General features: G+C 70.7%; 21 protein-coding genes. 7 read left to right on the forward strand and 14 right to left on the reverse strand.

What is annotated here, in order from left to right:
• Positions 1-582, reverse strand: a 582-nt coding sequence (locus tag EOE48_RS17305; RefSeq protein ID WP_127731393.1) for a DUF2336 domain-containing protein, incomplete at its 3' end; no start/stop codon positions are given.
• A 259-nt stretch (positions 583-841) separates the two neighbouring features.
• Between EOE48_RS17305 and EOE48_RS17310 the strand changes: the two genes are divergently transcribed.
• Together EOE48_RS17310 and EOE48_RS17315 are read left to right on the forward strand one after the other, a co-directional pair.
• Positions 842-1,033 carry a hypothetical protein gene (locus EOE48_RS17310; RefSeq protein WP_127731395.1) on the forward strand — a complete coding sequence of 64 codons (192 nt, stop codon included), beginning with the start codon at positions 842-844 and terminating at the stop codon, positions 1,031-1,033.
• A gap of 6 nt (positions 1,034-1,039) precedes the next feature.
• Positions 1,040-1,825, forward strand: coding sequence for a hypothetical protein (locus EOE48_RS17315; RefSeq protein ID WP_127731397.1), 786 nt, complete (start codon positions 1,040-1,042; stop codon positions 1,823-1,825).
• Between the two features lie 5 nt (positions 1,826-1,830).
• Here EOE48_RS17315 and EOE48_RS17320 read toward each other — a convergent pair whose 3' ends face one another.
• From EOE48_RS17320 to EOE48_RS17340, 5 genes are all read right to left on the reverse strand, one after another.
• Entirely contained in the window at positions 1,831-2,412 is a 582-nt protein-coding gene (locus tag EOE48_RS17320; protein ID WP_127731399.1) for a DUF1254 domain-containing protein, read from the reverse strand.
• A complete protein-coding gene (locus tag EOE48_RS17325) occupies positions 2,409-3,059 on the reverse strand; it encodes a DUF1214 domain-containing protein (protein ID WP_246154558.1) in 651 nt (216 codons plus the stop codon). Before EOE48_RS17325 ends, EOE48_RS17320 begins: the two co-directional genes overlap by 4 nt.
• 454 nt (positions 3,060-3,513) lie before the next feature.
• Positions 3,514-4,305, reverse strand: a complete 792-nt coding sequence (locus EOE48_RS17330; protein ID WP_127731403.1) for a glycosyltransferase — start codon at positions 4,303-4,305, stop codon at positions 3,514-3,516.
• Between the two features lie 64 nt (positions 4,306-4,369).
• Positions 4,370-5,356 carry a glycosyltransferase family 2 protein gene (locus tag EOE48_RS17335; protein ID WP_127731405.1) on the reverse strand — a complete coding sequence of 329 codons (987 nt, stop codon included), beginning with the start codon at positions 5,354-5,356 and terminating at the stop codon, positions 4,370-4,372.
• 144 nt (positions 5,357-5,500) lie between these two features.
• Positions 5,501-5,683 (reverse strand): hypothetical protein, encoded by a 183-nt coding sequence (locus tag EOE48_RS17340; protein WP_127731407.1) that lies wholly within the window; start codon positions 5,681-5,683, stop codon positions 5,501-5,503.
• Positions 5,684-5,720: 37 nt separating this feature from the next.
• On the opposite strand from EOE48_RS17340, the gene EOE48_RS17345 reads away from it, so the two are divergent.
• Positions 5,721-6,800, forward strand: coding sequence for a tartrate dehydrogenase (locus EOE48_RS17345; RefSeq protein WP_127731409.1), 1,080 nt, complete (start codon positions 5,721-5,723; stop codon positions 6,798-6,800).
• Positions 6,801-6,936: 136 nt separating this feature from the next.
• Here the strand turns inward: EOE48_RS17345 and EOE48_RS17350 are convergent, their stop codons facing one another.
• Both EOE48_RS17350 and EOE48_RS17355 read right to left on the reverse strand, forming a co-directional pair.
• Positions 6,937-7,899, reverse strand: coding sequence for a ferredoxin reductase domain-containing protein (locus tag EOE48_RS17350; RefSeq protein ID WP_127731411.1), 963 nt, complete (start codon positions 7,897-7,899; stop codon positions 6,937-6,939).
• Between the two features lie 45 nt (positions 7,900-7,944).
• Positions 7,945-8,235, reverse strand: a complete 291-nt coding sequence (locus tag EOE48_RS17355; protein WP_127731413.1) for a hypothetical protein — start codon at positions 8,233-8,235, stop codon at positions 7,945-7,947.
• Between the two features lie 222 nt (positions 8,236-8,457).
• On the opposite strand from EOE48_RS17355, the gene EOE48_RS17360 reads away from it, so the two are divergent.
• Positions 8,458-8,886, forward strand: coding sequence for a response regulator (locus EOE48_RS17360; RefSeq protein WP_127731415.1), 429 nt, complete (start codon positions 8,458-8,460; stop codon positions 8,884-8,886).
• Here EOE48_RS17360 and EOE48_RS17365 read toward each other — a convergent pair.
• The 3 genes from EOE48_RS17365 to EOE48_RS17375 form a co-directional block, all read right to left on the reverse strand.
• Positions 8,844-11,720 carry an EAL domain-containing protein gene (locus tag EOE48_RS17365; protein WP_425463672.1) on the reverse strand — a complete coding sequence of 959 codons (2,877 nt, stop codon included), beginning with the start codon at positions 11,718-11,720 and terminating at the stop codon, positions 8,844-8,846. The two genes, EOE48_RS17360 and EOE48_RS17365, sit on opposite strands and share 43 nt — an antisense overlap.
• A gap of 244 nt (positions 11,721-11,964) precedes the next feature.
• The gene (locus tag EOE48_RS17370) at positions 11,965-12,156 is read right to left on the reverse strand and encodes a UDP-3-O-acyl-N-acetylglucosamine deacetylase (protein WP_425463673.1); all 192 of its coding nucleotides are present in this window, start codon (positions 12,154-12,156) and stop codon (positions 11,965-11,967) included.
• A gap of 37 nt (positions 12,157-12,193) precedes the next feature.
• Positions 12,194-14,389 carry a transglycosylase domain-containing protein gene (locus EOE48_RS17375; RefSeq protein WP_246154560.1) on the reverse strand — a complete coding sequence of 732 codons (2,196 nt, stop codon included), beginning with the start codon at positions 14,387-14,389 and terminating at the stop codon, positions 12,194-12,196.
• A gap of 273 nt (positions 14,390-14,662) precedes the next feature.
• Between EOE48_RS17375 and EOE48_RS17380 the strand changes: the two genes are divergently transcribed.
• The 3 genes from EOE48_RS17380 to gshB all read left to right on the forward strand — a co-directional run bounded on the left by EOE48_RS17380 (position 14,663) and on the right by gshB (position 16,974).
• Positions 14,663-15,157 carry a YcgN family cysteine cluster protein gene (locus EOE48_RS17380; RefSeq protein ID WP_281292782.1) on the forward strand — a complete coding sequence of 165 codons (495 nt, stop codon included), beginning with the start codon at positions 14,663-14,665 and terminating at the stop codon, positions 15,155-15,157.
• Positions 15,158-15,278: 121 nt separating this feature from the next.
• Positions 15,279-15,782 (forward strand): YciE/YciF ferroxidase family protein, encoded by a 504-nt coding sequence (locus tag EOE48_RS17385; RefSeq protein ID WP_127731422.1) that lies wholly within the window; start codon positions 15,279-15,281, stop codon positions 15,780-15,782.
• Between the two features lie 235 nt (positions 15,783-16,017).
• Complete coding sequence (gshB, locus tag EOE48_RS17390) at positions 16,018-16,974, forward strand: glutathione synthase (RefSeq protein ID WP_127731424.1); 957 nt, start codon at positions 16,018-16,020, stop codon at positions 16,972-16,974.
• 1 nt (position 16,975) lies between these two features.
• On the opposite strand, the gene EOE48_RS17395 is transcribed toward gshB, so the two are convergent.
• The 3 genes from EOE48_RS17395 to EOE48_RS30270 all read right to left on the reverse strand — a co-directional run bounded on the left by EOE48_RS17395 (position 16,976) and on the right by EOE48_RS30270 (position 21,540).
• Positions 16,976-18,385, reverse strand: a complete 1,410-nt coding sequence (locus EOE48_RS17395; RefSeq protein ID WP_127731426.1) for an MFS transporter — start codon at positions 18,383-18,385, stop codon at positions 16,976-16,978.
• Positions 18,386-18,540: 155 nt separating this feature from the next.
• Entirely contained in the window at positions 18,541-19,062 is a 522-nt protein-coding gene (locus EOE48_RS17400; protein ID WP_127731429.1) for a toxin-activating lysine-acyltransferase, read from the reverse strand.
• A 123-nt stretch (positions 19,063-19,185) separates the two neighbouring features.
• Positions 19,186-21,540 carry a beta strand repeat-containing protein gene (locus tag EOE48_RS30270; RefSeq protein ID WP_127731431.1) on the reverse strand — a complete coding sequence of 785 codons (2,355 nt, stop codon included), beginning with the start codon at positions 21,538-21,540 and terminating at the stop codon, positions 19,186-19,188.
• Positions 21,541-21,542: the final 2 nt, after the last annotated feature.

The following is a 21,542-nucleotide window of genomic DNA, read 5'->3' on the forward strand; positions in this document are numbered from 1 at the left end:
CAGGAAGAGCGGGGCGAGGTCGCCCGCCGGCAGGTCGGCGCGGCCGAGCAGGAGCGCGACGAGGTCGGCCCGGTCGCGGGCGCGGGCGACGAGGCGCGCCAGCACCGGCCCGGCGAGGGTGATCGCGGCGTTGCCGGCGAGCGCCCGGTCGATCGCCGGGTCGCCGCGCTGCGACAGGTCGTCGACGAGGGCGCGGCTGAGGTCGGCGCGCCGGGCGATCGCCGGGTCGGGCACCGGGCCGTTCTCGGCGGCGTCGAGCACCGGCAGCGACAGGCGCGGGCTCAGCGACAGCACCGCCTCGCGGGCCGCCCCGCCCCGGGCGGCCAGCGCCTCGAGCACCGCCTGCGGGGTGTCGGCGAGCGGCGCGAGTTTCTGCGCGACGATCGCCGCGGTCGCGGCGTCCACCATCGGGATCAGCCCGGAGGCGAGGGCCTCGAAGTCGCGCAGGCTCGCAGCGTCCCGGACCGGGGCGGAGACGAACAGGTCGGTCTGGACCCGCAGCAGGACGGGCTTGATGTCGAGGCGGCGATCCCGGGCGAACTCGATGAGGTCGGACAGGGTGCCGGCGGCGGAGCGTGGCATGGGACCGGTTACGCAGTACGAGACGGCCCCCAGGATGCGAACGGTGTCGTGAATCGAACCTTAAGCGTGCGGGGCCATCGCCCCCGTCGGCCTGGGGATAGCGGGGACGGGGGGCTGAGCCGGTCACGAAGGGTTTACGCCGTGTCCGGACGCGGCCCCCGCGAAAGCTTCCGTTAACCATGTCGTGATTGGCTCCTCCTCGCACGCCCGAGCTTGAGCGTGCGGCGCTCCCGCGGAGGGACGGATTTCGGAGGCAGGCATGAACGGCTCGACGCATCGTCCCGGCGCGGACCTTCTGGCGTTTCCCGGCCCGGAGGCGCGACCGCCGCGGCGGCTCCTCGCCGAGGCGGAGCCCCGCGGCCGGATCCTGCTCTATACCGGCGTGCGCTACGAGCGCCGGCCGGACGTCGCCGAGCCGCAGCGCGCCGGCGACCGCCGCCGGCAGGGCTAGCCCGGCATGGCCGCCATCCCGGGCCGGATCGCCGTGCTGCTGGCGCTGACGCTGACGGGGGCCTGCGCCCAGATGGGCGATTTCGGACGCCCGGCGCCGAGTGCCTGGAACGGCCTCATCGATGCCGCCGGCGAGGTCGCGGCCCGCGAGCGCGGCGAGCCGGCCTCGCTGTTTCCCTACACCGACGACGAGCGCACCCTGCGCGACCGCGCCTGGCGCTTCCTGATGCCGGCGCGCGAGCGCAGCCTGTTCGAGGCGGCGCTGGCCAACCTCACCCGCGCCCGGGTGCTGCCGGTGGCCTGGCGCCCCTCCGACCCGGCGGCCTATTTCGAGGCGGTGACGGGCGAGCCGTTCCGCTCGCCGGTCTCGCGCTACCGGCGGCTCTCGGACGACCTGATCGCCGACGGCCGCCTGATCCCGGCCTTCGCCGAGACCGCCGCCCGGGTGGTGCGGGCGGACGCGGCCCGGCTCGGCAGCCTGCCGTTCATCCGCACCCTCGACGATGCCGACGTGCGCAACGCCGCGATGCGGGTGGCGGAGAACCGCTGCCTCGTCGCCTGGGTCCGGATCGAGACCGCCGCCCGCTCGGCGAGCTACCGCTACGCCCTGGAGCACCTGATGCTGGAGGTTCCGGGCGACGAGGCGGTGGCGGCCGAGCGCGCCCTCGGCTTCCTCGACGCCCGCCGCCGGCTGCTCGACCCGCTGGTGCCGCCGGAGGCGGAAGCCCGCTGCGGGCTGGTGCCGGTGGGGGAGGGGGTGGCCGCCGGGGCGGTGCTGGTGCGCAAGGGCTGAGGGCTCTACTCGTCCGGCCCGTCGATGGTGCAGGAGACCGAGGCCGCGGCCTTGTTGGCCATCGCCTGCTGGCTCGGCAGGGCGGCGAGGACCCGCACCACGACGTAGCCCTCGCGGCCGGGCGCCACCACCCGCACGTCGCGGTTGCGCTCGTCCTCGCCGGCCTCGGCCAGGGCCTCGTCGAACTGGCGCCGGGTCATGATGACGAGTTCGAGGGTCCCGCGGACCGCCGCCTGATCGGTGACGGCGTAGTAGGCGCCGCCGCGCCCGTGCAGCGAGAGCGATTCGAGCAGCGGCCCGGTCTCGGCGGTGACCCGCACCGGGCCGTCGTCGAGGTCGTAGGCGCACACCCCGATCGCCGCGGCGGGATCCTGCGGCGGCAGCCAGTCGCCGGCCGCCTCGACCGGCCCGCCGACCCGGGCCGGGTGGACCAGCACCGAGGTGTCGTTGCTGAGCGTCGAGCGCGAGCGCGTGAGGGCGTCGCGGCCCGACAGGTAGGGGATCGCCAGCACGACCGTGAGATGCACCAGCCCGGCGAGGACCAGCCCGCTCAGGGTGGCGAGGAGGAAGCGTCCGAACGGCGTCATGGCGTGCAGCCCAGGCGGGTGATCGCGGGGACGCCCTCGCGCTCCAGCACGCCGGTGCTGGCGGCGACCGGGGTGTCGTAGAGGCGCAGGACGAGGCGCAGCGCGCCCTCGCCGGAGGGCACCGGCAGCCAGTTGCCGGGCTCGACCGTCGGGCCGAGCGCGATGGCGAAGCCGCCGTTGCGGTCGCGCAGGATCTCGGTCGAGGTGAAGCCGGTGCGCGGCACCGGCGCCGCGTCGGCGGCGACCGGGGCGGGATGCCGGCGCTCGGCGGTGAGCGTCCAGGCCCGGGCCGGCGGGGTGGTGCCCGAGATCGTGTAGCGGCAGCCCGGATCGAGCCGCTGCCCGGCCTCGTCCTGCGTCGCGGTCAGCACCAGCCCCTCGCCGAGCGCCAGCGGGACCTCGCCTGTGCGGGCGTCGATGGCGCGGGCATAGGGGTCGGCGTCGCGCGAGCCGATCCGCGGCCACGCCGTCCAGGCGCCGAGCGCCACCCCGCCGAACGGATACCGCCCCCGCGTCGCCCAGTTGGCGCTGGCGAGCCCGAGCCCGGCGCCCAGCAGCAGGGCGTAGAGGACGAGGGCGACGGTGGTGGTGCGGCCAGACGGTCGGGATCGAACACGAGGGCGACGCATCGCGGCCGGCGACGGCATGCCCCGAATCATGCCCGTCATACGGGACGTCTTCGCGGTCGTGTTCATGGTTCAGGACGCATCGGGCTCGCGGCCGTCCGGTGTCCGACCGGCGTCGGGATGCCGTGATACGGATTTCGGACGATCCGTTCCGAAATCCGTATCACCAGCCCGCGCGGCACCTGAGCGGAGTCGAAATCCGCGTCGCGAATGCGATCCGCCAGGATCGCCTGAAGCGATCATCCGGATTTCGTCTGAGACGTCCGCCATGTTGCCATCTCCGCCATCCATGCGCGACTCTCCAGAGCATTCCCCGACGTAGTGGATTCCGCTTCGTCGGGAAACGCGGTTCGACCGGGACGGCGTGCGAGAACGCCGCACACCCGGGTGCGGCACGGGGTGCCCGACAGGGATGGGACGGGTTTCGTGATCGGCGCCGGCGTCGGCGAACCGGATCGATCGGAGTCGTCCAAGGTCATCGCTCGATCGGGATGCGATATCGATCGGCCTCCTTCAGGAAGAAATCGTAGCCTTCAGGGCTCCGATGATAGATGTCGACCAGTTCATCGATCGGTCTCTTCTCCGGGATTCCGGTCAGGATGTCTCTGATCTGGAACGGCTTCGGTCCGTGGAAGTGGGTGATCACGGCCTCCTGATTCGGGCCCCAATACGGTTTCCAGTTCCATTCGTTCGGCAAGCGGTCGTAGCGATCACGATAGCAGACGTTCAAGGCGCCTTGGTCGTCATGGGGCTGCATCTCGTTGAGCCGGTCGATGACGGTCTGCCGCAACTGGCCCCACGTCGATCGAAGATTTCTGGTGTTCATGATCATCACGCCGCTGTTGAAATACGTGAAATCGTCGCGACGGTGTTCGGGAGCACACGCGATGTAGGACGGTTCCATCGCCTCGGCGATCGGCCCACGGAACATCACATCGATATCGGTGTATAGAATGAAGTCGTCTTCGGCTTCGATGTTGGGAATGTCCAACCTGAGCCAGTGACCGCTATAAATGTCCTGGTCCATCTTGAAGTGATTTTTCACGATCGGATAGATCGATGACTGGTGGTGGATGATATTGACTCCATGATTCTTCAGCGACTGGATGCGATCTTCGATCTCGGAAAATTGCCCATCCTTGTCTAGGAGACAATATGGCTCCAGGTTGGTATGGCGTCTTGCCGACAGAACGGAGACTTGCAACTGCTCCCAATACTTCTGAAGGCCGTGGGCATTGGTGGCGAAATACCACTTTCTCAGTCGCATGAAGTTCTCTTCTCGCTTCCGGCGGTGAGTTCAGGTCTCGTCTCTGCGCTGGCAACGAATGAGATTAGATGATCTTCACTTGTTGGGACGCCCATTCATCGACGAGGCGTCTCGCGTCGGGACTTTCTTCCATCAGCCTGCCGTGCTGAACGGCGATGTCATGGATGTAGCCGGCGAGGCTTTTCGCGACGATCATTTCGGTCTCGGGCACCGCCGTGTATTTCAGCGCACCGCCCTTGTAGGCGATCGGATCTTCGATGAGATCTGGCGACTCGTTCTTTCTGGTCATGAACCATTCATTTCGCAAAAGTGTCGCTGGGTCCTGAAGTATCATATAAAAAGGACCTTTGTAGTGCCAGCTAACTCCCGAGTCGACCTGCGTCTGCCCTGCGGCAAGAACCTTGGCCCAACCCTTGAAAAACTTTGCGACGATCTGCAACGGGTGCCGTTCAGAGTAATGTGCCAGCCATAGATTATTTTCGATGATGCTCTTATCAGTTTGCACGCCGTCGATCAGAACATCATGCGAGCCGTTGTCGATGGTGATCATTGACAAATCAGGCATCGCACGCGCTATTATTTTATAGGATGTGGTTGGTTCCTGTCTCTTTGTGGTACGCTGTGGAACAATGATTTCTTCTTTGTTGTCTTGTCTCGTATAATTGTAATTGACCATCGGGATTTTCACAGCGATAAGATTGGGCTGTGACGTCGAGAGATTTTGCAGATAGGGTCCGAGCCCCGTTCCGAGTTTCCTGTCATCAAGAAATTCATCGGCATCCAGGAAAACGATCCAATCCGCTCCGAACTCTTCGATGGCTTTGCGATACATGAATGTATTGAATGATCTCTCGCTGTAGTGGATCGATCGATTCTGATAGACTGTAATGCCGAATCCTTCTTCGGCCAGTTTCTTCAGTATTTCGACGGTTCCATCGTTGCTGCCGTTGTCGATCAAAATATGATGTGACACGAAATGCGCAGAATGGCGTATGAAAGCTTCGACAATATCGGCTTCATCCAGAATGCGGGTCGCGGCAATAATTTTCATCTTCGGTGCTCGCACGGCGCAGCCTCACAGGCTCCAACGGGTACAGGCATCGGTTTTGAGGGTCAAGTAGTGGGATTTTATACTGAATGATCGGACACGAGCAACAGATCGACGATCGGCCGAATCTCTCAACTGAACTCAAGATCAATCTTCATCCAGCATGTACGGGACGAAGCCGGGCCGGGAAAGATCAAGCCATGACCGGTACGACGCCAAGTCGCCTGCCTTGAATTTCGGCCGGAGCATCAGATCGCGCGCCGAAGGAGCAGGAAACTCGCCCTGCCGCGGCTTGACCCCGCCCGCCCGATGCGCGACCCCGGCACCCATGCGAGGCATCGGAAATCCTCGCGGGAGGAGACGCGCCATGGCCGCAGGACAGCGCCAGTACCGCATCGCGGTGATCCCCGGGGACGGCATCGGCAAGGAGACGGTGCCGGAAGGCGTGCGGGTGCTGGAGCAGGCGGCCAAGCGCCACGGCTTCACGCTGCAGCAGGACTGGTTCGACTTCTCGTCCTACGACTACTACGCCAAGCACGGCCGCATGATGCCGGAGGACTGGAAGGCGCAGATCGGCGGGCACGACGCGATCTTCTTCGGCGCGGTCGGCTGGCCCGAAAAAATTCCCGACCACGTGTCGCTGTGGAACTCGCTGCTGCTGTTCCGGCGCGAGTTCGACCAGTACGTCAACCTGCGCCCGGTGCGGCTGATGCCCGGCGTGCCGTCGCCGCTCGCCGGCCGCAAGCCCGGCGACATCGACTTCTGGGTCGTGCGCGAGAACACCGAGGGCGAGTATTCCTCCACCGGCGGCCGGATGTTCCCGGGCACCGAGCGCGAATTCGCGGTCCAGGAGTCGATCTTCACCCGCCACGGCACCGACCGGGTGCTGCGCTTCGCCTTCGAGCTGGCGCAGTCGCGGCCCAAGCGCCACCTCACCTCGGCCACCAAGTCGAACGGCATCTCGATCACCATGCCGTTCTGGGACGAGCGGGTGGTGGCGATGGCCGAGCACTACCCCGAGGTGCGCTGGGACAAGTACCACATCGACATCCTGACGGCGCATTTCGTGCTGCATCCGGACTGGTTCGACGTCGTGGTGGCCTCCAACCTGTTCGGCGACATCCTGTCGGATCTCGGGCCGGCCTGCACCGGCACGATCGGCATCGCGCCCTCGGGCAACATCAACCCGAACCGCGACCTGCCCTCGCTGTTCGAGCCGGTCCACGGCTCGGCGCCGGACATCGCCGGGCAGGGCATCGCCAACCCGATCGGCCAGATCTGGTCGGGTGCGATGATGCTGGAGCATCTCGGCGAGGCCGAGGCCGCCGCCGAGATCGTGGCGGGCATCGAGCGGGTGCTGGCGGAGCGCACCCTGCGCACCCGCGACCTCGGCGGCAACGCCGACACCACCGCCTGCGGACAGGCGGTGGCCGAGGCGATCGGCTGAAGCCCGATTCCGCGACACGCGCCCCGTACGGTTTTCGAGCGATGCGAAAATCGTCATCGCTCAAGCGCGTGGAGCCTTCGGCTCCACCGCGCGGGCTGGTGACACGGTTTTCGGAACGAAGCGTCCGAAAGTCGTATCAGAGCCCGAACTGAGCCTCCTCCGGCCCCGGGGCGACGAGGCGGCGGGCGCGGCTGCGGGCGCGCAGGAACGGGATGCCGATGCAGGTCGCGCCGGCGCTCTCGCACAGCATCCCGACCGCCCGCACGATCTCCGGCGCGCCGGCGGCGTAGACGCAATCGTCCGGCCGCAGCGGCGGCAGGTGGGCGGTGATCGGCCCCGGGCGCACGTCCGCGGCCGAGAGCCGCTCGCGCGAGGCGGCGAGGACGAGGCGCTGCACGCCGGTGGTCCGCAGCCAGTCGAAGGCCGGCCGCATGTAGAGGTCGCCCGCGTCCCGGGCGCCGGCCACCACCACGACCTCCCGCGACGATTCCTGGTAGCGGGCGGCACGGGCGATGGCCCAGATCGGCGCGAAGCCGGTCTCCGACGCGACCAGGACGAGGCGGCCCCGGCCGGTGCGGTACGGGCTGCCGCCGGCCGGGCCGCGGACCCGCACCGCGTGCTCCGCCTGCACGCCGCCGGCCGCCATCGCGGCGACCGCGGCGCCCAGCGTGCTGTCGCGGCGCAGGTGGAAGACGAGTTCGTTGAGTTCCGTCGTGCCCTCGATCCGCTGGGTCGGGCACAGCAGGCGCCCCTCGAGACCCGGGAACGTCGCCTCGACGTGCTGTCCGGGCAGCACCGACAGGGCGCGGGAGATCGTCACCACGACCTCGATCACCGCCCCGCCGAGCGGCGTGACCGACAGCAGGGTGCCGGCCCGCTTGGCGGTCTTGAGCGCCGACAGGGGCGAGGGAACGGGCCCCGGCCGGGCCACCGCCTCGCCGAGGAGCGGGCGGGTGCGGCTGGTGGTCTGGAGCCGCGGGACGTGGTCGACGGCGCCGCCGTCGCGGTTCGCCACCGACGGCACGGCCTCGCCGGGCGTGTCGCCCGTGGATACGGGAACCGTCTTGCCGTTGACGACGAGCGAGAAGCGCGGACGCATGGCCGTCTCCGTGCCGGTCCGGGCTGCGCCGGACCGGGGGCAGGGTCAGAGGACGGTGTGGGACCGGGCGTCACCGCCCTCCGGCCGGCCGAGGGCCGCGAGGCTCGCCCGCAGCTCCGCCGCGACCGCCCGCTCGGAGCGCAGGGCCGCCTTGATGACCCGGTTCTCGGCGCTCAGGCGCGCCAGCAGCGGATCGGGGCCGGCGGGGAGAGCCGGCGGCGCTTCGGCGGAGCGCGGCCGCAGGCGGTCGGACGGGCGAACCAGCAGCCGACGCAGCAGGGGCGAGTCGCCGATAGCCTCGTCCTCGCGCGCGAACCTGTAGGCTGCCTCCGCCATCATCCGCCCCTCCTGCCGAAGCCCCGTCGCTCGGCCCCGGGCCCGCTCCGCTTCGATGCCGGCATCATGGCGAGCGCATGGTTAAGGGGGTCTTAAGCCGACCGGGCAAAGTGACGCTAGGTTGACCACGTCCGTCCCGCGGCCCAGGGTTGGCCGACCCGATTCGCCCCGGGCCGCCGCGCGCCGCGGGCGCCGCAGAGGGCGGGCCGGGCGGGGATCGTGATGCTGAACGGCCGGCGGGTTCTGATCGTCGAGGACGAGACCCTGATCGCCATGGAACTCGGCGACCTCGTCGCCGATGCCGGCGGGCGGGTGGTCGGGCCGGCGCGCTCGAACCGCCAGGCGCTGGCCCTGCTCGACCGCGAGGCGGTCGACGTCGCACTGCTCGACCTCAACCTCGCCGACGGCGACGCGACCCCGACCGCCCGGCGCCTCATCGACGAGGGCATCCCCGTGCTGATCTGCACCGCGGGGGTGCTGCCGCGGACGATGCGGGCGGCGTGGCCGCACCTGCCGGTCCATTCCAAGCCGGTCGCGGCTGACCGGCTGATCCGAACCCTTGCCGACCTGTCGGCCGGGCCGCTGGCGGGCGCCGCCGAGCCGCCGCCTCAGGCGGCCTCGGGCGCCGCCCCGACGAGCTGGCGCGCCTGAAGCACCGACATCGGCTCGCCGAAGGCGTAGCCCTGGGCGTAGTCGCAGCCGAACTCGGCGAGCGCCACGGCGTCGGTCTCGGATTCGGCGCCCTCCGCCACGACCTCGAGGCCGATCTCCCGCGCCATCCGGACGATCGAGCGCAGGATCGTCGAGCGGCCGCTCGCCATCTGGCGCACGAAGGACTGGTCGATCTTGATCGTGTCGAACGGGAACCGCTGGAGATAGGCCAGCGCCGAGTAGCCGGTGCCGAAATCGTCGAGGCACAGCCCGGCCCCGAGCTCCTGGATCCGCGCGAGCATCTGGGCGGCGTATTCCGGGTTCTCCATCACGAGGCTCTCGGTCAGTTCGAGCTTGAGCGAGCCCGGCGCGACGCCGGTGCGGGCGAGCACCGTCTTCACGTCGTGCAGGAGATCGTGGCGCAGGAGCTGGCGCGACGAGATGTTGACGGTGGCGAAGATCGGCGGCTCGACCACCAGGGCCGCCTGCCACGCCGCGAGCTCGGCCGCGGTGCGCTCCAGGGCGAAGATCCCGAGGTCGACGACGAGGCCGGTCTCCTCGGCGATCGGCAGGAAGGTCTGGGCCGGAACGCGGCCGTGCTTCGGGTGGTCCCAGCGCAGCAGGGTCTCGAAGCCCGCCACCGTGCGGTCCTCGAGCCGCACGATCGGCAGAAAAAGCACCTTGATCTCGTTGCGCTCGATCGCGCGGCGCAGGTCGCCCTCCAGCATCAGCCGGTCGCCGCGCTCGGCCCGCATCGTCGGCCGGTAGACCTCGATGCGGTCGCCGCCCTGGCGCTTGCCGTTGACCATCGCGATCTCGGCGTTCTTGGCCACCTCGTCGCGCTTCGGGCTGGTGCCGGTCTCGTAGAGGGCGAGCCCGATCGAGGCGGTGAGGAAGATCTCGCGGTCGGCGTAGGTGATCGGCGTGGTGATCTGGCGCCGGATCATGTCGGCGAAGGCGAGGATGCGGTCGGGGTCGCGCTCGGAGAGCAGGATCACCGCGAACTCGTCGCCGGCGGTGCGCGCCAGCGTGTCCTGCGGCCGCAGCAGCCGCCCGAGGCGGCGCGACAGGGTGAGCAGGATCGAATCGCCGGCCGACAGCCCGATCGCGTCGTTGACCTGCTTGAACCGGTCGATGTCGAGGACCAGCACCGTCGGCTTGTGGCGCGGGTCCTGGGAGGCGAGGGCGAGGGCCGCGTCGAGCCGGTCGTGGAACAGCTCGCGGTTGGGCAGGCCGGTGAGGTTGTCGTGCACCGCGTCGTGCAGCAGCCGCTCCTCGGCAGTCTTCATCTCGGTGACGTCGGCGATGGTGCCGACGACCCGGATCACCTCGCCGTCGGCGCCGATCACCGGGCGGGCCTTGAGGCGGAACCAGTAATACGGCCCGGCGGCCGAGCGCAGGCGGAAATCCTGCAGGATGCGGCCGCGGCGCTCCTCGATCACGGTGTCGAGGGCGGCCGAGTAGCGGTCGACGTCGAACGGGTGCAGCAGCGCGAGCCAGTTCGCCGCCGGCCCCTCCAGGGCGCCGCGCCTGAGGCCGAGCTGACCCTCGATCTCCGGCCCGGCGAAGACCCGGTCGCCCGGCACGTCCCAGTCGAACACCACGTCGCCGGCCCCGGTGAGGGCGAGCGCCCGCCGCTCGGTGTCCGAGACGAGGCTGCTGGTCAGCCCGCCGCCCGAGAAGGCGTGCTGGAGCACCGTGAAGCCGATCAGCATCACGATCAGCACGAGGCCGCCGATCAGCGCCGGCTGCACGAGGTCGTTGCGGAGCTGCCCGGTGATCGCGAAGCCCGCCGCCACCACCCAGGCGGTGAGCAGCAGCCAGGTCGGGATCAGCAGGATCGCCCGGTCGTACCCGTTATGGGCCGCGAGGTAGACGACGAGCAGCAGCCCGACCCCGGCGACCGTCGCGATCGAGATCCGGGCGACGCCCGCCGCCACCGGCGGGTCGACCACCGCGAGCGCCACGAGTCCGGCGAGGAAGACCAGCCACAGCAGGGCGACGTGGCTATAGCGGACGTGCCAGCGGGCGAGGTTGAGATAGGCGAACAGGAACACCAGCAGGGTCGCGCCGAGCACCGCCTCGGCCGAGGCGCGGTAGATCCGCTCGGCGGTCTCGGTGACCGGGAAGATGCGCTGGAAGAACCCGAAGTCGATGCAGGCATAGGCCAGCACCGCCCAGGCCAGGGCCGCCGCCGCCGGGAAGATGATCGCGCCCTTGACCACGAACACGATGGTCAGGAACAGCGCCAGCAGGCCGGCGATGCCGATGATGATGCCCTTGTAGAGCGTCAGCCCGGTCGCCTTCTTGCGGTAGGCGTCCTGGTCCCAGAGGTAGACCTGCGGCACGTTCGGCGTGCGCAGCTCGGCCACGAAGGTGACCGTCGTGCCGGGATCGAGCGTGATGACGAACTGGTCGGCGTCCGGGCTCTCGTCGCGCTCCGGGCGGATGCCCTGGCTCGCGGTGATCGCGGCGATGCGCGAGCCGCCGAGGTCGGGCCAGACTACGCCCGAGCCGACGAGGCGGAAATGCGGCGCCACCAGCAGGCGGTCGATCTGCTCGTCGGTGTCGTTGGTGAGCGCGAACACCATCCAGTCCGGCCGCGCCCCGGTCTCGCGCGCCTTCACGGCGATGCGGCGCACGATGCCGTCCTTGCCGGGCGCGGTCGAGATCTGGATCAGGTCGCCGTCCGAGCGGTAGCGCTCGATCGCCGGGGTGAGATCGATGGCCTGGGAATCGAGGCCGACCCGCACCGCCTCGACGGCACGGGCCGCGGGGACCGGCAGGATCACCGCCAGGAGCGCGGCGAGGCAGACGAGGACGAGGGAGGCGATGCGCAAGCTTCAGGGTCTTCCGACCGGACGGGAGAACGGCCACGGCATGGCAGCGATGGGCCGGGACCGTACTGACGCCTCAGCTTGGGAGCAAGGCGGGGAGGGGGCTCCTGCCGTCCTGGCGCGACGCGGCACGGGGACCGGCCGCGACTCGATCGCTCCGCTTTGCGGCCAAATCAAGTTGCGGATCCCGATGGTTGGCCGGTCGGCAGGGCGGCCGCGGCTCGGTCGTCGCCACCACCTCCTAGCCTTGTGGATGGCGCATCAGCCCGGTCGGGAAGGCGTGGGTCAGGGCGTGGGTCGGGCAGTTGGCGACGAACCGCGCCAGGATCGGGCGGCCGGCGAGGGCGAGATCGCCGATCAGGTCGAGCGCCTTGTGGCGGACCGGCTCGTCGGCGAAGCGGGCGCCGCCGAGGATCCGCCCGCCGCAGACGATCGCGACCCTGCGGGGCGAGGCGCGCCCGCGCGCCGGCTCACCGCATCCCGGTCTTGTCCCCCAGCGTGTTGAACGCCGCCTTGCCGGGCGGCGGCGCCTCGGCGGCGCGGAACAGCCCGACCATGCCGTTCAGCACCTCGAACGAGCGCCGCGACAGCGCGCCGGGGGGGGCCCCGGGCGGCGGGGCCGGGGCCGGAGCCGCGGCCTTGGCCGCGATGGTCTTCTCCGATTCCAGCCCCGGCATCGGCTTCAGCTCGATGCCCTGGTGGGCCGGGTTCATCACCTCGTGGAAGGTCATCGCCGGCAGCGAGCCGCCGGTCATGTTCTTGGTCGAGGAATGGTCGTCGTTGCCGTACCAGACCGCGGTGACGAGGTTGCCGGTGTAGCCGACGAACCAGGCGTCGCGGTAGGCGTTCGTCGTGCCGGACTTGCCGGCGGTCTTCACGCCCTCGACCTGCGCCTTGCGGCCGGTGCCTTCCTCCACGACCTTGTTGAGCATGTAGTTCATGTCGGCGACGACGCGGGTGGAGAGCACCTGCTCGGGCGGCGCCTCGCTGGTGTCGTGGCGGTAGATCACCTCGCCGCCGGAGGTGCGGATCTCGCTCGCCGCGTAGGGCTTGGCCCGCTTGCCGCCGTTGGCGAACACCGCGTAGCCGGCGGCCTGATCGAGCACCGTCACCTCGGCCGAGCCGATCGGCAGCGACACCGAATCGACGAGGTTGCTGGTGATGCCCATCTTGTGGGAGATCTCGATGATCTTGGCCCGGCCGAGCTTCGCCGCCCGGCCGTCATGGGTCTCGCCGAGCGCCCGGCCCATCTGGATCGAGAACCGCACCGGGATGGTGTTGATCGACTTCGCCACCGCGAGCCAGAGCGGCATCGCCCCGGCGAAGGAGCGGCCGTAATTGGCCGGGCACCAGTTGCCGATGCAGACCGGCGCGTCGACGACCCGGCTGTCGGGCCGCCACTGCCCGGTGGCGAGCGCCGCGGCGTAGACGTAGGGCTTGTAGGACGAGCCGGGCTGGCGCAGGGCGTCGGTGGCGCGGTTGAACTGGCTCTGGCCGTAATCGGCGCCGCCGACCATCGCCCGCACGGCTCCGTCCGGGTCCATCGTCACCAGGGCCGCCTGCTCGACGTCGAAGGCGTCGCCGTACTGGCGCAGCACCGTCTCCACCGCCTGATCGGCCCGGCGCTGGATGTCGAGGTCGAGGGGCGTCTTGACCACCAGCACCCGCTCGCGGCCGAGCTTGCCGTCGTCGGCGAGCCGCTTGATCTCGGCGAAGGCCCAGTCGAGGTAGTAGTCGGCGCTGATGTCGCGCGAGCGCGTCACCGGCGTCGCCGGGTTGCGCAGGGCGGTCTGGATCTGGCCCTCGGTGAGGTAGCCGGCCTCGACCATGTTGCGCAGCACGTCGGCGGCGCGGGCGCGGGCGGCCGGCAGGTTGACGTGGGGGGCGTACTTCGTCGGCGCCTTGAACAGGCCGGCGAGCATCGCCGCCTCGGACAACGAGATGTCCTTCAGGTTCTTGCCGAAATAGTAGTCGGCGGCGGCCGCCGCCCCGAAGGTGCCGCCGCCCATGTAGGCGCGGTCGAGGTAGAGCTTCAGGATCTCGTTCTTGGACAGGTGGAATTCGAGCCACAGGGCCAGGAACGCCTCGTTGATCTTGCGCTCCAGCGAGCGCTCGTTGGTGAGGAACAGGTTCTTGGCGAGCTGCTGGGTCAGCGACGAGCCGCCCTGGACGTGGCCGCCGCGGGCATTGACCGTGACCGCCCGCAGGGTGCCGATCGGGTCGATGCCCCAATGCTCGTAGAAGCGCCGGTCCTCGGTGGAGATCAGCGCCTTGACCAGCACGTCGGGAAATTCGTCGATGCGCAGCGAATCGTCGTGCTTGATGCCCCGGCGCCCGACCTCGGTGCCGTAGCGGTCGAGGAAGGTGACGGCGAGGTCCTGCGCCTTGAGCCAGTTCTCGCTGGTCTGGTTGAAGGCCGGCTGGGCCAGGATCAGCATCACCACGGCGCCGCCGACGCCGAGCGTCACGCCCTCGCTGGCGAGGTCGAACACCAGCCGCTTGGCGCCTCGCACCGTGAAGCGGCGGCGCATCACCTCCGCGTAGCGCTCGTAGGCGTCGCCGAACGACCGGCCGCCGTCGTAGAGCCCCGCATTCATCCAGGCGTCGAAGCCGAGGGCGGCGCGGGAGAGGCGCGACCGGAGCGCGGTGAGCCAGTTCAGGGGCACGTCGGATCGTCCTCGGCGGGGCGGCGCGGCGGCCCGCATCCCGGTTGGTCAGTCTAGCAAGTCTCGCCCGGCCGCGCGAGGCGCCGGAGCCGCGGCGCAGTGGCGGGACCGCCGGCGTGGCCGGGGCGACAACGCCCGAGCGGGTGGCACGGCTCCTTCCCCGTCCCCACTTCCGTGATAGGACACCGGATCGACCGGCGCGAGACCGCGAGGACCGCGCAGCGCCGCCTTCGGGGCCGTTCCCCGACGATCCGCCGTTTCGAAAGGGCCAGCGTGGCCAGATCCGCCCCGAAGACGACCCCGCCCGCCGCGACGCCGTTCTGGCGCGAGAAGGGGCTCGACGCCATGACCCCCGAGGAGTGGGAGAGCCTGTGCGACGGCTGCGGCCGCTGCTGCCTGCTCAAGCTCGAGGACGACGACACCGGCGAGATCCACCACACCGACGTCGCCTGCACGCTGTTCGACGCCCATGCCTGCCGCTGCGGCGACTATTCCCGCCGGCAGGCCCGGGTGCCGGACTGCGTCCGGCTGACGCCGGAGGCGGTGCGCAGCCTGAGCTGGCTGCCGCCGACCTGCGCCTACCGGCTGGTCGAGGAGGGGCGCGACCTGCCGTGGTGGCACCCGCTCGTCTCCGGCACCCGCCGCACCGTGCACGAGGCCGGGATCTCGGTCCGCGGCCGGGTCAGCGGCACCGAGGAGGAGTTCACGACCGACGAGCTCCTCGACCGGATCGTGGCGTGGCCGGCGGAGGACCCGGATCACGATTGATCGGTCGGGAACGATACTGGGGGGAAGTTTCTCGGGAACGGGCCCGGCGAGGCGGCGTTCCCCCGGCAGACGGCGCGGGCAGGCGTCAGCCCAGCTTTCGCGCCGGACCGAGGAGGCTGCCATGGGATTGTTCTCCACCCCCATCAAGACGATGGACGACCTGTTCCAGCATACGCTGCAGGACATCTACTACGCCGAGCAGCAGATCACCAAGGCGCTGCCGAAGATGATCGCCAAGGCAGGCGACCCGCAGCTCAAGAGCGGGTTCGAGACCCATCTGCGCGAGACGGAAACACAGATCGGGCGGCTCGAACAGGTGTTCCAGGCGCTCGGCCTGCCGGCCAAGGGCGTGCGCTGCGCGGCGATGGACGGCATCATCGCCGAGGCCGAGGAGATCATCGGCGAGACCGGCGACCCCGAGGTCCGCGACGCCGCGATGCTCGCCGCCGCCCAGGCGGTCGAGCATTACGAGATCACCCGCTACGGCACCCTGATCGCCTATGCCCGCCAGCTCGGGCACGACGCCGCCGTGGCGCCGCTCCAGCAGACCCTCGCCGAGGAGAAGGCCACCGACGGCAAGCTCACGGCCCTGGCCGAGAGCCGGGTCAACCGCAAGGCGGCGTAGCCGGCGGAGTCCGTGCGAACCTTGGCACCGGACTTGCGAGGGGAGGGGGCCCACATGGGCGTTTCCTCCCCGTACTCATCACGCCCCGCCCGGCCCAGCCGGGCGGGGTACTTTTTCGTCTGCCTGCCTCAGCGGCATCTGCCGTCGTCCGGTGCAGGGCCGGGCCGGCGCGCGCGCCGGTTGCCTTCGCGGGAGCCCGGCCCGATAACCGCCGCGACCGGAGCACAGTCTTGCCATGGCCCTCACCGTCGCGGTCCAGATGGACCCGATCCAGGCGATCCGCATCGCCGGCGACACCACCTTCTCGCTGCTGCTGGAGGCCCAAGCCCGCGGCCACCAGCTGCTGCACTACACCCCCGACCGGCTGACGATGCGCGACGGGCGCGTCACCGCCCCGGTCGAGCCCCTGCGGGTGCAGGACGTCGAGGGGGCCCATGCGAGCCTCGGCGCGCCCGAGCGCCTCGACCTGTCGCAGGTCGACGTGGTGCTGATGCGCCAGGACCCGCCCTTCGACATGGCCTACATCACCGCCACCCACATGCTGGAGCGCATCCATCCGGCGACGCTGGTGGTCAACAACCCGTCCGAGGTCCGCAACGCCCCGGAAAAGCTGTTCGTCACCCACTTCCCGGAGCTGATGCCGCCGACGCTCATCACCCGCGACAAGGCCGAGATCGAGGCGTTCCGGGCCGAGCACGGCGCGGTGGTGATGAAGCCCCTGCACGGGCATGGCGGCGCCGCGGTGCTGCGGGTGCTGCCGGAGGACCCGAATTTCGGCTCGATGGTCGACCTGTTCTCCGCGACCTTCCGCGAGCCGTGGGTGGTGCAGCGGTTCCTGCCGCGGATCACGGAGGGCGACAAGCGCATCATCCTGGTCGACGGCGAGCCCCTCGGCGCGGTCAACCGGGTGCCGGCGGCCAACGACATCCGCTCCAACATGGTACGCGGCGGCACCGGCGGCGCCACCGCCCTGACCCCGCGCGAGCGCGAGATCTGCGCGGCGATCGGCCCGGAGCTGAAGCGGCGCGGCCTGATCCTCGTCGGCATCGACGTCATCGACGGCAACCTCACCGAGATCAACGTCACCTCGCCGACCGGCATCCGGGCGATCAAGCGCCTCGGCGGGCCGGACCTCGCGGTCGCGGTCTGGAACGCGATCGAGGCCCGGGTGACGAAGCCGCAGGCGGCCTGAATCACGCCGCATCCGCCGGCTTGACACCGAGAGCCCGGTGCCCCGAGACCGCGGCGCCGGCCTCCGGGCGCAGGCGGCGGAACACCAGCGCCGACAGGCTTGACACCACCGCCACCGCCAGGAAGGCCGGGCGGAAATCCTCCGCCGCGATCGGGCCGCCGCGCCACGCGGCGGCGGTCTCCAGCGCGAAGGCCCCGAAGGCGACGCCGACGCTGAGCGAGAGCTGCTGGGCGACGCCCGCGAGGCTCGTCGCCGCGCTCATCTCCCGCGACTCGACGTCGGCATACGCGATGGCGTTGACCGCGGTGAACTGGAGCGAACGGAAGCAGCCGGCGACGAGCAGGACCGCCACCATCACGGCGTGCGGGGTCGCGGCGGTGAACAGGCCGTTGACCGCCAGAAGCAGCGCGGCGACGACCGCGTTGAGCGTCATCACGGTGCGGAAGCCGTGGGCGCGCAGGATGCGGGCGGCGACCGTCTTCATGAACAGGGCGCCGGCCGCGGCCGCGAAGGTGACGAGGCCCGATTGCAGCGGGTCGAGCCCGAAGCCGAGCTGGAGCATCAATGGCAGCAGGAACGGGATCGCCCCGGTGCCGATCCGGAACAGGCTGCCGCCGGTGATCGCCGCCCGGAAGGTCGGATGGCGCAGGAGGTCGAGCCGGATCAGCGGGGTCTCGACCCGGCGGGCGTGGCGTAGGTAGAGCCCGACCAGGACGAGGCCGGCGAGGACGCAGCCGAGGGAGACCGATCCCGGCAGCAGGTGGCGGCCGCCGGAGGCGAGCCCGAGCATCAGGCTCGCGAGCCCGGTGCCGGACAGGAGAAAGCCGGTCACGTCGAGGGGCGGGCGCTCCGGCTCGCGCAGGTCGCCGATGTAGAGGGTGGCGAGCCAGATCCCGGCGAGCCCGATCGGCAGGTTGATGACGAAGATCCAGCGCCAGTTCAGCGTCGTGGTGATGAGCCCGCCGAGCGGTGGCCCGATCACCGGGCCGACCAGCGCCGGGATCGTCAGGGTGGCGAGCGCCCCCACCAGTTCGGCCTTCGGCACGCTGCGCAGGAGCACCAGCCGGCCGACCGGCACCATCATGGCGCCGCCGAGGCCCTGGAGGAAGCGGGCGGCGACGAACCACGCGAGCGAATCGGCCGCCGCGCAGGCGAGCGACCCGGCCATGAACACCGCGAGCGCCCAGCGGAACACCGTGCGGGCGCCGAACCGGTCCGCCGCCCAGCCGCTGACCGGGATGAAGACCGCGAGGCTGACGAGATAGGCGGTCAGCGCGAGCTTCAGCGCGATCGGATCCTCGCCGATATCGGCGGCGATCGCCGGCAGCGAGGTCGCGATCACCGTCGAATCGGTGTTCTCCATGAACAGGGCGGTGGCGACCACCAGGGGGACGATGCGGGCGGGGCGCATGCGGGGCCTCTCGGGAAGGCCCGGCCGCCGCTGCCGGCGGCGGACCCTTTCCGGGCCCCGGACCGGGCATATGGCCGCCCCGTCCCCGCCGGCCACCCGCCGCGGCGAAACCCTGCCATGACCCTGCACCCTGCGACCCTGCACCCTGCCGGCCGTCAGCCGGCGCCGCGCCGGATGTGGCCCGGCACGAACTCGTTGACCGGGAGGCGGACCGGGCGCACCCGGCCGTCCGGGTAGTAGCGGCGGAAATACATCATCCGGGCCCGGTGCCCGAACAGCCGCGCCTGTCCGACCAGGAAGCGGTGGGCGGCGGTGGAGTTGGCCGACCACGCGTTGAACACGAGGCAGTCGCCCTGGAGGCAATCCTCGAAGGCGAGGGGACGGGTGCCCGTGACCCAGCCCTCGGCCTTGTCCGGCGTGGTCAGCGCCCAGCCGGCGAAGCCCTGGACCTGCCCGGCGGGGTCGACCGCGAAGCAGTAATGGCCGCGATTGACCTGCCCGACCAGCACCCGCGACCACTCGCCGAAGCGTAGGCTGGCGAAGACCGGCTTGGTCATCAGGTGGCTCACCGCGAGGCCGAGGGCGGCAGCGGGCGTGTCGGGCCGCCACAGGCGGAACGGCGGCGGCCCGGTCTCCGGGCCCGCGGAGGCGGCGGCTAGGGCTGCATCGTCGGCCATCAACTCCCCCTCGCGCGACGCGCGGTCCCCGACCGCGGGCGGACCGGCGCCGCAGCGGCATCTTGATCGAGAAGCGCCGCCGCGGGAACGGGTCCCGCGGCGGCGGATCGGGCCGTGCCGGCGTCAGGCGACTAGGAAGTCGCCGGCGACGAGGGCGGGGGCGCCGTCGAGGATCGCGAACTGCGTCCGGGCACCGGCGCCCGAGCCGTCGGCGTCGTAGAACAGGCCGCCGCTGGCGCGGTCGTACAGGATGCGGTCGCTGGCATCGACCGGCCCGGCCGAGAGGTCCTTGAACGCGGCGGCGTTGAGGGCGCCCTTGGGCAGGGCCGCGAACACGCCCGAGGACAGCTCGACCTTGTCGCTGCCGGAGACGAAGTCGGTGATATGGTCGATCCCGCCGGTGACGAGCGCGGTGTCGAACACGAAGGTGTCGACACCGTATCCGCCGGTCAGCGTGTCGGCGCCGCCGCGTCCGTTCAATCGGTCGTTGTATCGCCCGCCGATGATCTCGTTGGCGAACTCGTTGCCGGTGAGCGCGTACGCTGCGCGATCGCGGTAGCGGCCTTCATACCCAACCAGATGCTCGATCTCCTGGCCGGCCTCCAGCGTGTAGCTGGTTCGCGCCAGCACCGTGTCGTCGCCGCCGCCGCCGCGCTCGATCACCCGGTCGCCGGCATCGTCGACCTCGTAGGTGTCGTTGCCGCCGCGCCCCATCATCACGTCGGCGCCGGCGCCGCCCTGGAAGCTGTCGCTGCCCGCGCTCCCGCGCAGGGTGTCGGCGAAGCTCGAGCCGGTCACGGATTCGATGTTGGCGTAACGGTCGCCGGCCGCGTACCCGCCGGCGCCGGTGCCGGTGCCGAGGTCGACCACGACGGCCGCGGTCGAGCCGTAGTAGCTGACGCTGTCGGTGCCGCCGCGACCGTCCAGGGTGTTGGCGGCGGCGCTCGCGATGAAGGTGTCGCCGGTCTCGGTGCCGACCGCGTTCTCGATCGAAACCAGGGTGTCCCAGCCCAGGCCGCTGGCGCCGCCGCGGCCGTTGATGAGGTCGACGGTCGCCCAGGTCCCACCGGCATAGCTCACGGTGTCGCTGCCGGCGCCGCCGTCGAGGGTGTCGCCGTTCCAACCGCCGCCGCCGGTCAGGACGTCGTTGCCCGCCCCGCCCGACAGCAGGTTGGCGGCGGCGTTGCCGGTGAGCACGTCGTCGAAGCCGCTGCCGGTCAGGTTCTCGATCTCCTGCAGCGTGTCGCCCTGGGCGTCGCCGCCCGTGCCGGTGCCGGTGAGCAGGCTGACGGCGACGGCCGCCGCGGACCCGGCATAGCTCGCGGTGTCGGTGTCGAGGCCGCCGACCAGCTGGTCCGCGCCCGCGCCGCCCCGCAGCGTGTCGTCGCCCTCGCGGCCCGACAGGAGGTTGGCGCCGGCATCGCCGATGAGGCTGTCGTCGTGGTCGCTGCCGACGACGTTCTCGATGCCGGCGAGCACGTCGCCCTCGGCCTCGCCGCCGCTGCCGCGGCCGGTGGCGAGATCGACGGTCACCCCGGCCGTCGAGCCGAGATAGCCGACGACGTCGGTTCCGGCGCCGCCGTCGAGGGTGTCGGCGCCGCCGCCGCCCTTCAGGGTGTCGTTGCCGTTGAAGCCCTCGAGCTTGTTGGCGCCGGCATCGCCCTGAAGCCAGTCGGCATAGGCGCTGCCCTGGAGGTTCTCGATCCCGACATAGACGTCGCCCTGGGCCTCGCCGGCCGTACCCTTGCCGGTCGCGAGGTTGGCCTTCACCCCCTCGCTGGCGAGGCGATAGCTCGCCGTGTCGATGCCGGCGCCGCCGTCGAGGCTGTCGGCGCCGCCGCTGCCCTTGAGGGTGTCGTTGCCGGCTCCGCCCGACAGCGTGTTGGCGCTGCCGTCGCCGATCAGCGTGTCGTCGAAGGCGCTGCCGGCCGCGTTCTCGATGCCGATGTAGCGGTCGCCCTCGGCGTCGCCGCCCGTGCCCTGGCCCGTGCCGAGGTCCACCGCGACGCCCGCGGTGGCATTGCTGTAGCTCACGGTGTCGATGCCGGCGCCGCCGTCGAGGGTGTCGGCGCCGCCGCCGCCCTTCAGGATGTCGCTGCCGTTCAGGCCCTGGATCCTGTTGGCGCCGGCGTCACCGATCAGGATGTCGGCGTAGCTGCTGCCCTGGACGTTCTCGATGCCCGTCAGGGTATCGCCCTCGGCGTCGCCGCCGCCGCCCTTGCCGGTCTCGAGGTTGACGGTGACGCCGCTCGCCGAGTCGAAGTAGCTCGCGGTGTCGATGCCCGTGCTGCCGACCAGGGTGTCGGCGCCGCCGCCGCCCTTCAGCGTGTCGTCGCCGGCGCCGCCGTCGATCCAGTCGTTGCCGGCGTAGCCGTAGAGGGTGTCGTTGCCGCCGGCGCCCTTGAGGGTGTCGTCGTTGGCGCCGCCGCCGAGGCTCTCGGCGCCGTCGGTGCCCGTCAACCGCGTTCCCGTGGCCATGG

It is taken from the genome of Methylobacterium oryzihabitans, from assembly GCF_004004555.2.
Classification (GTDB): Bacteria; Pseudomonadota; Alphaproteobacteria; order Rhizobiales; family Beijerinckiaceae; genus Methylobacterium; species Methylobacterium oryzihabitans.

Excerpts from the sequence above, each read along its gene's own strand:
- EOE48_RS17310 (WP_127731395.1), top strand. The coding sequence starts at position 842 with ATGAACGGCTCGACGCATCGTCCCGGCGCGGACCTTCTGGCGTTTCCC.
- EOE48_RS17315 (WP_127731397.1), top strand. The coding sequence starts at position 1,040 with ATGGCCGCCATCCCGGGCCGGATCGCCGTGCTGCTGGCGCTGACGCTG.
- EOE48_RS17320 (WP_127731399.1), bottom strand. The coding sequence starts at position 2,412 with ATGACGCCGTTCGGACGCTTCCTCCTCGCCACCCTGAGCGGGCTGGTC.
- EOE48_RS17325 (WP_246154558.1), bottom strand. The coding sequence starts at position 3,059 with ATGCCGTCGCCGGCCGCGATGCGTCGCCCTCGTGTTCGATCCCGACCG.
- EOE48_RS17330 (WP_127731403.1), bottom strand. The coding sequence starts at position 4,305 with ATGCGACTGAGAAAGTGGTATTTCGCCACCAATGCCCACGGCCTTCAG.
- EOE48_RS17335 (WP_127731405.1), bottom strand. The coding sequence starts at position 5,356 with ATGAAAATTATTGCCGCGACCCGCATTCTGGATGAAGCCGATATTGTC.
- EOE48_RS17340 (WP_127731407.1), bottom strand. The coding sequence starts at position 5,683 with ATGGGTGCCGGGGTCGCGCATCGGGCGGGCGGGGTCAAGCCGCGGCAG.
- EOE48_RS17345 (WP_127731409.1), top strand. The coding sequence starts at position 5,721 with ATGGCCGCAGGACAGCGCCAGTACCGCATCGCGGTGATCCCCGGGGAC.
- EOE48_RS17350 (WP_127731411.1), bottom strand. The coding sequence starts at position 7,899 with ATGCGTCCGCGCTTCTCGCTCGTCGTCAACGGCAAGACGGTTCCCGTA.
- EOE48_RS17355 (WP_127731413.1), bottom strand. The coding sequence starts at position 8,235 with ATGGCGGAGGCAGCCTACAGGTTCGCGCGCGAGGACGAGGCTATCGGC.
- EOE48_RS17360 (WP_127731415.1), top strand. The coding sequence starts at position 8,458 with ATGCTGAACGGCCGGCGGGTTCTGATCGTCGAGGACGAGACCCTGATC.
- EOE48_RS17385 (WP_127731422.1), top strand. The coding sequence starts at position 15,279 with ATGGGATTGTTCTCCACCCCCATCAAGACGATGGACGACCTGTTCCAG.
- gshB (WP_127731424.1), top strand. The coding sequence starts at position 16,018 with ATGGCCCTCACCGTCGCGGTCCAGATGGACCCGATCCAGGCGATCCGC.
- EOE48_RS17395 (WP_127731426.1), bottom strand. The coding sequence starts at position 18,385 with ATGCGCCCCGCCCGCATCGTCCCCCTGGTGGTCGCCACCGCCCTGTTC.
- EOE48_RS17400 (WP_127731429.1), bottom strand. The coding sequence starts at position 19,062 with ATGGCCGACGATGCAGCCCTAGCCGCCGCCTCCGCGGGCCCGGAGACC.
- EOE48_RS30270 (WP_127731431.1), bottom strand. The coding sequence starts at position 21,540 with ATGGCCACGGGAACGCGGTTGACGGGCACCGACGGCGCCGAGAGCCTC.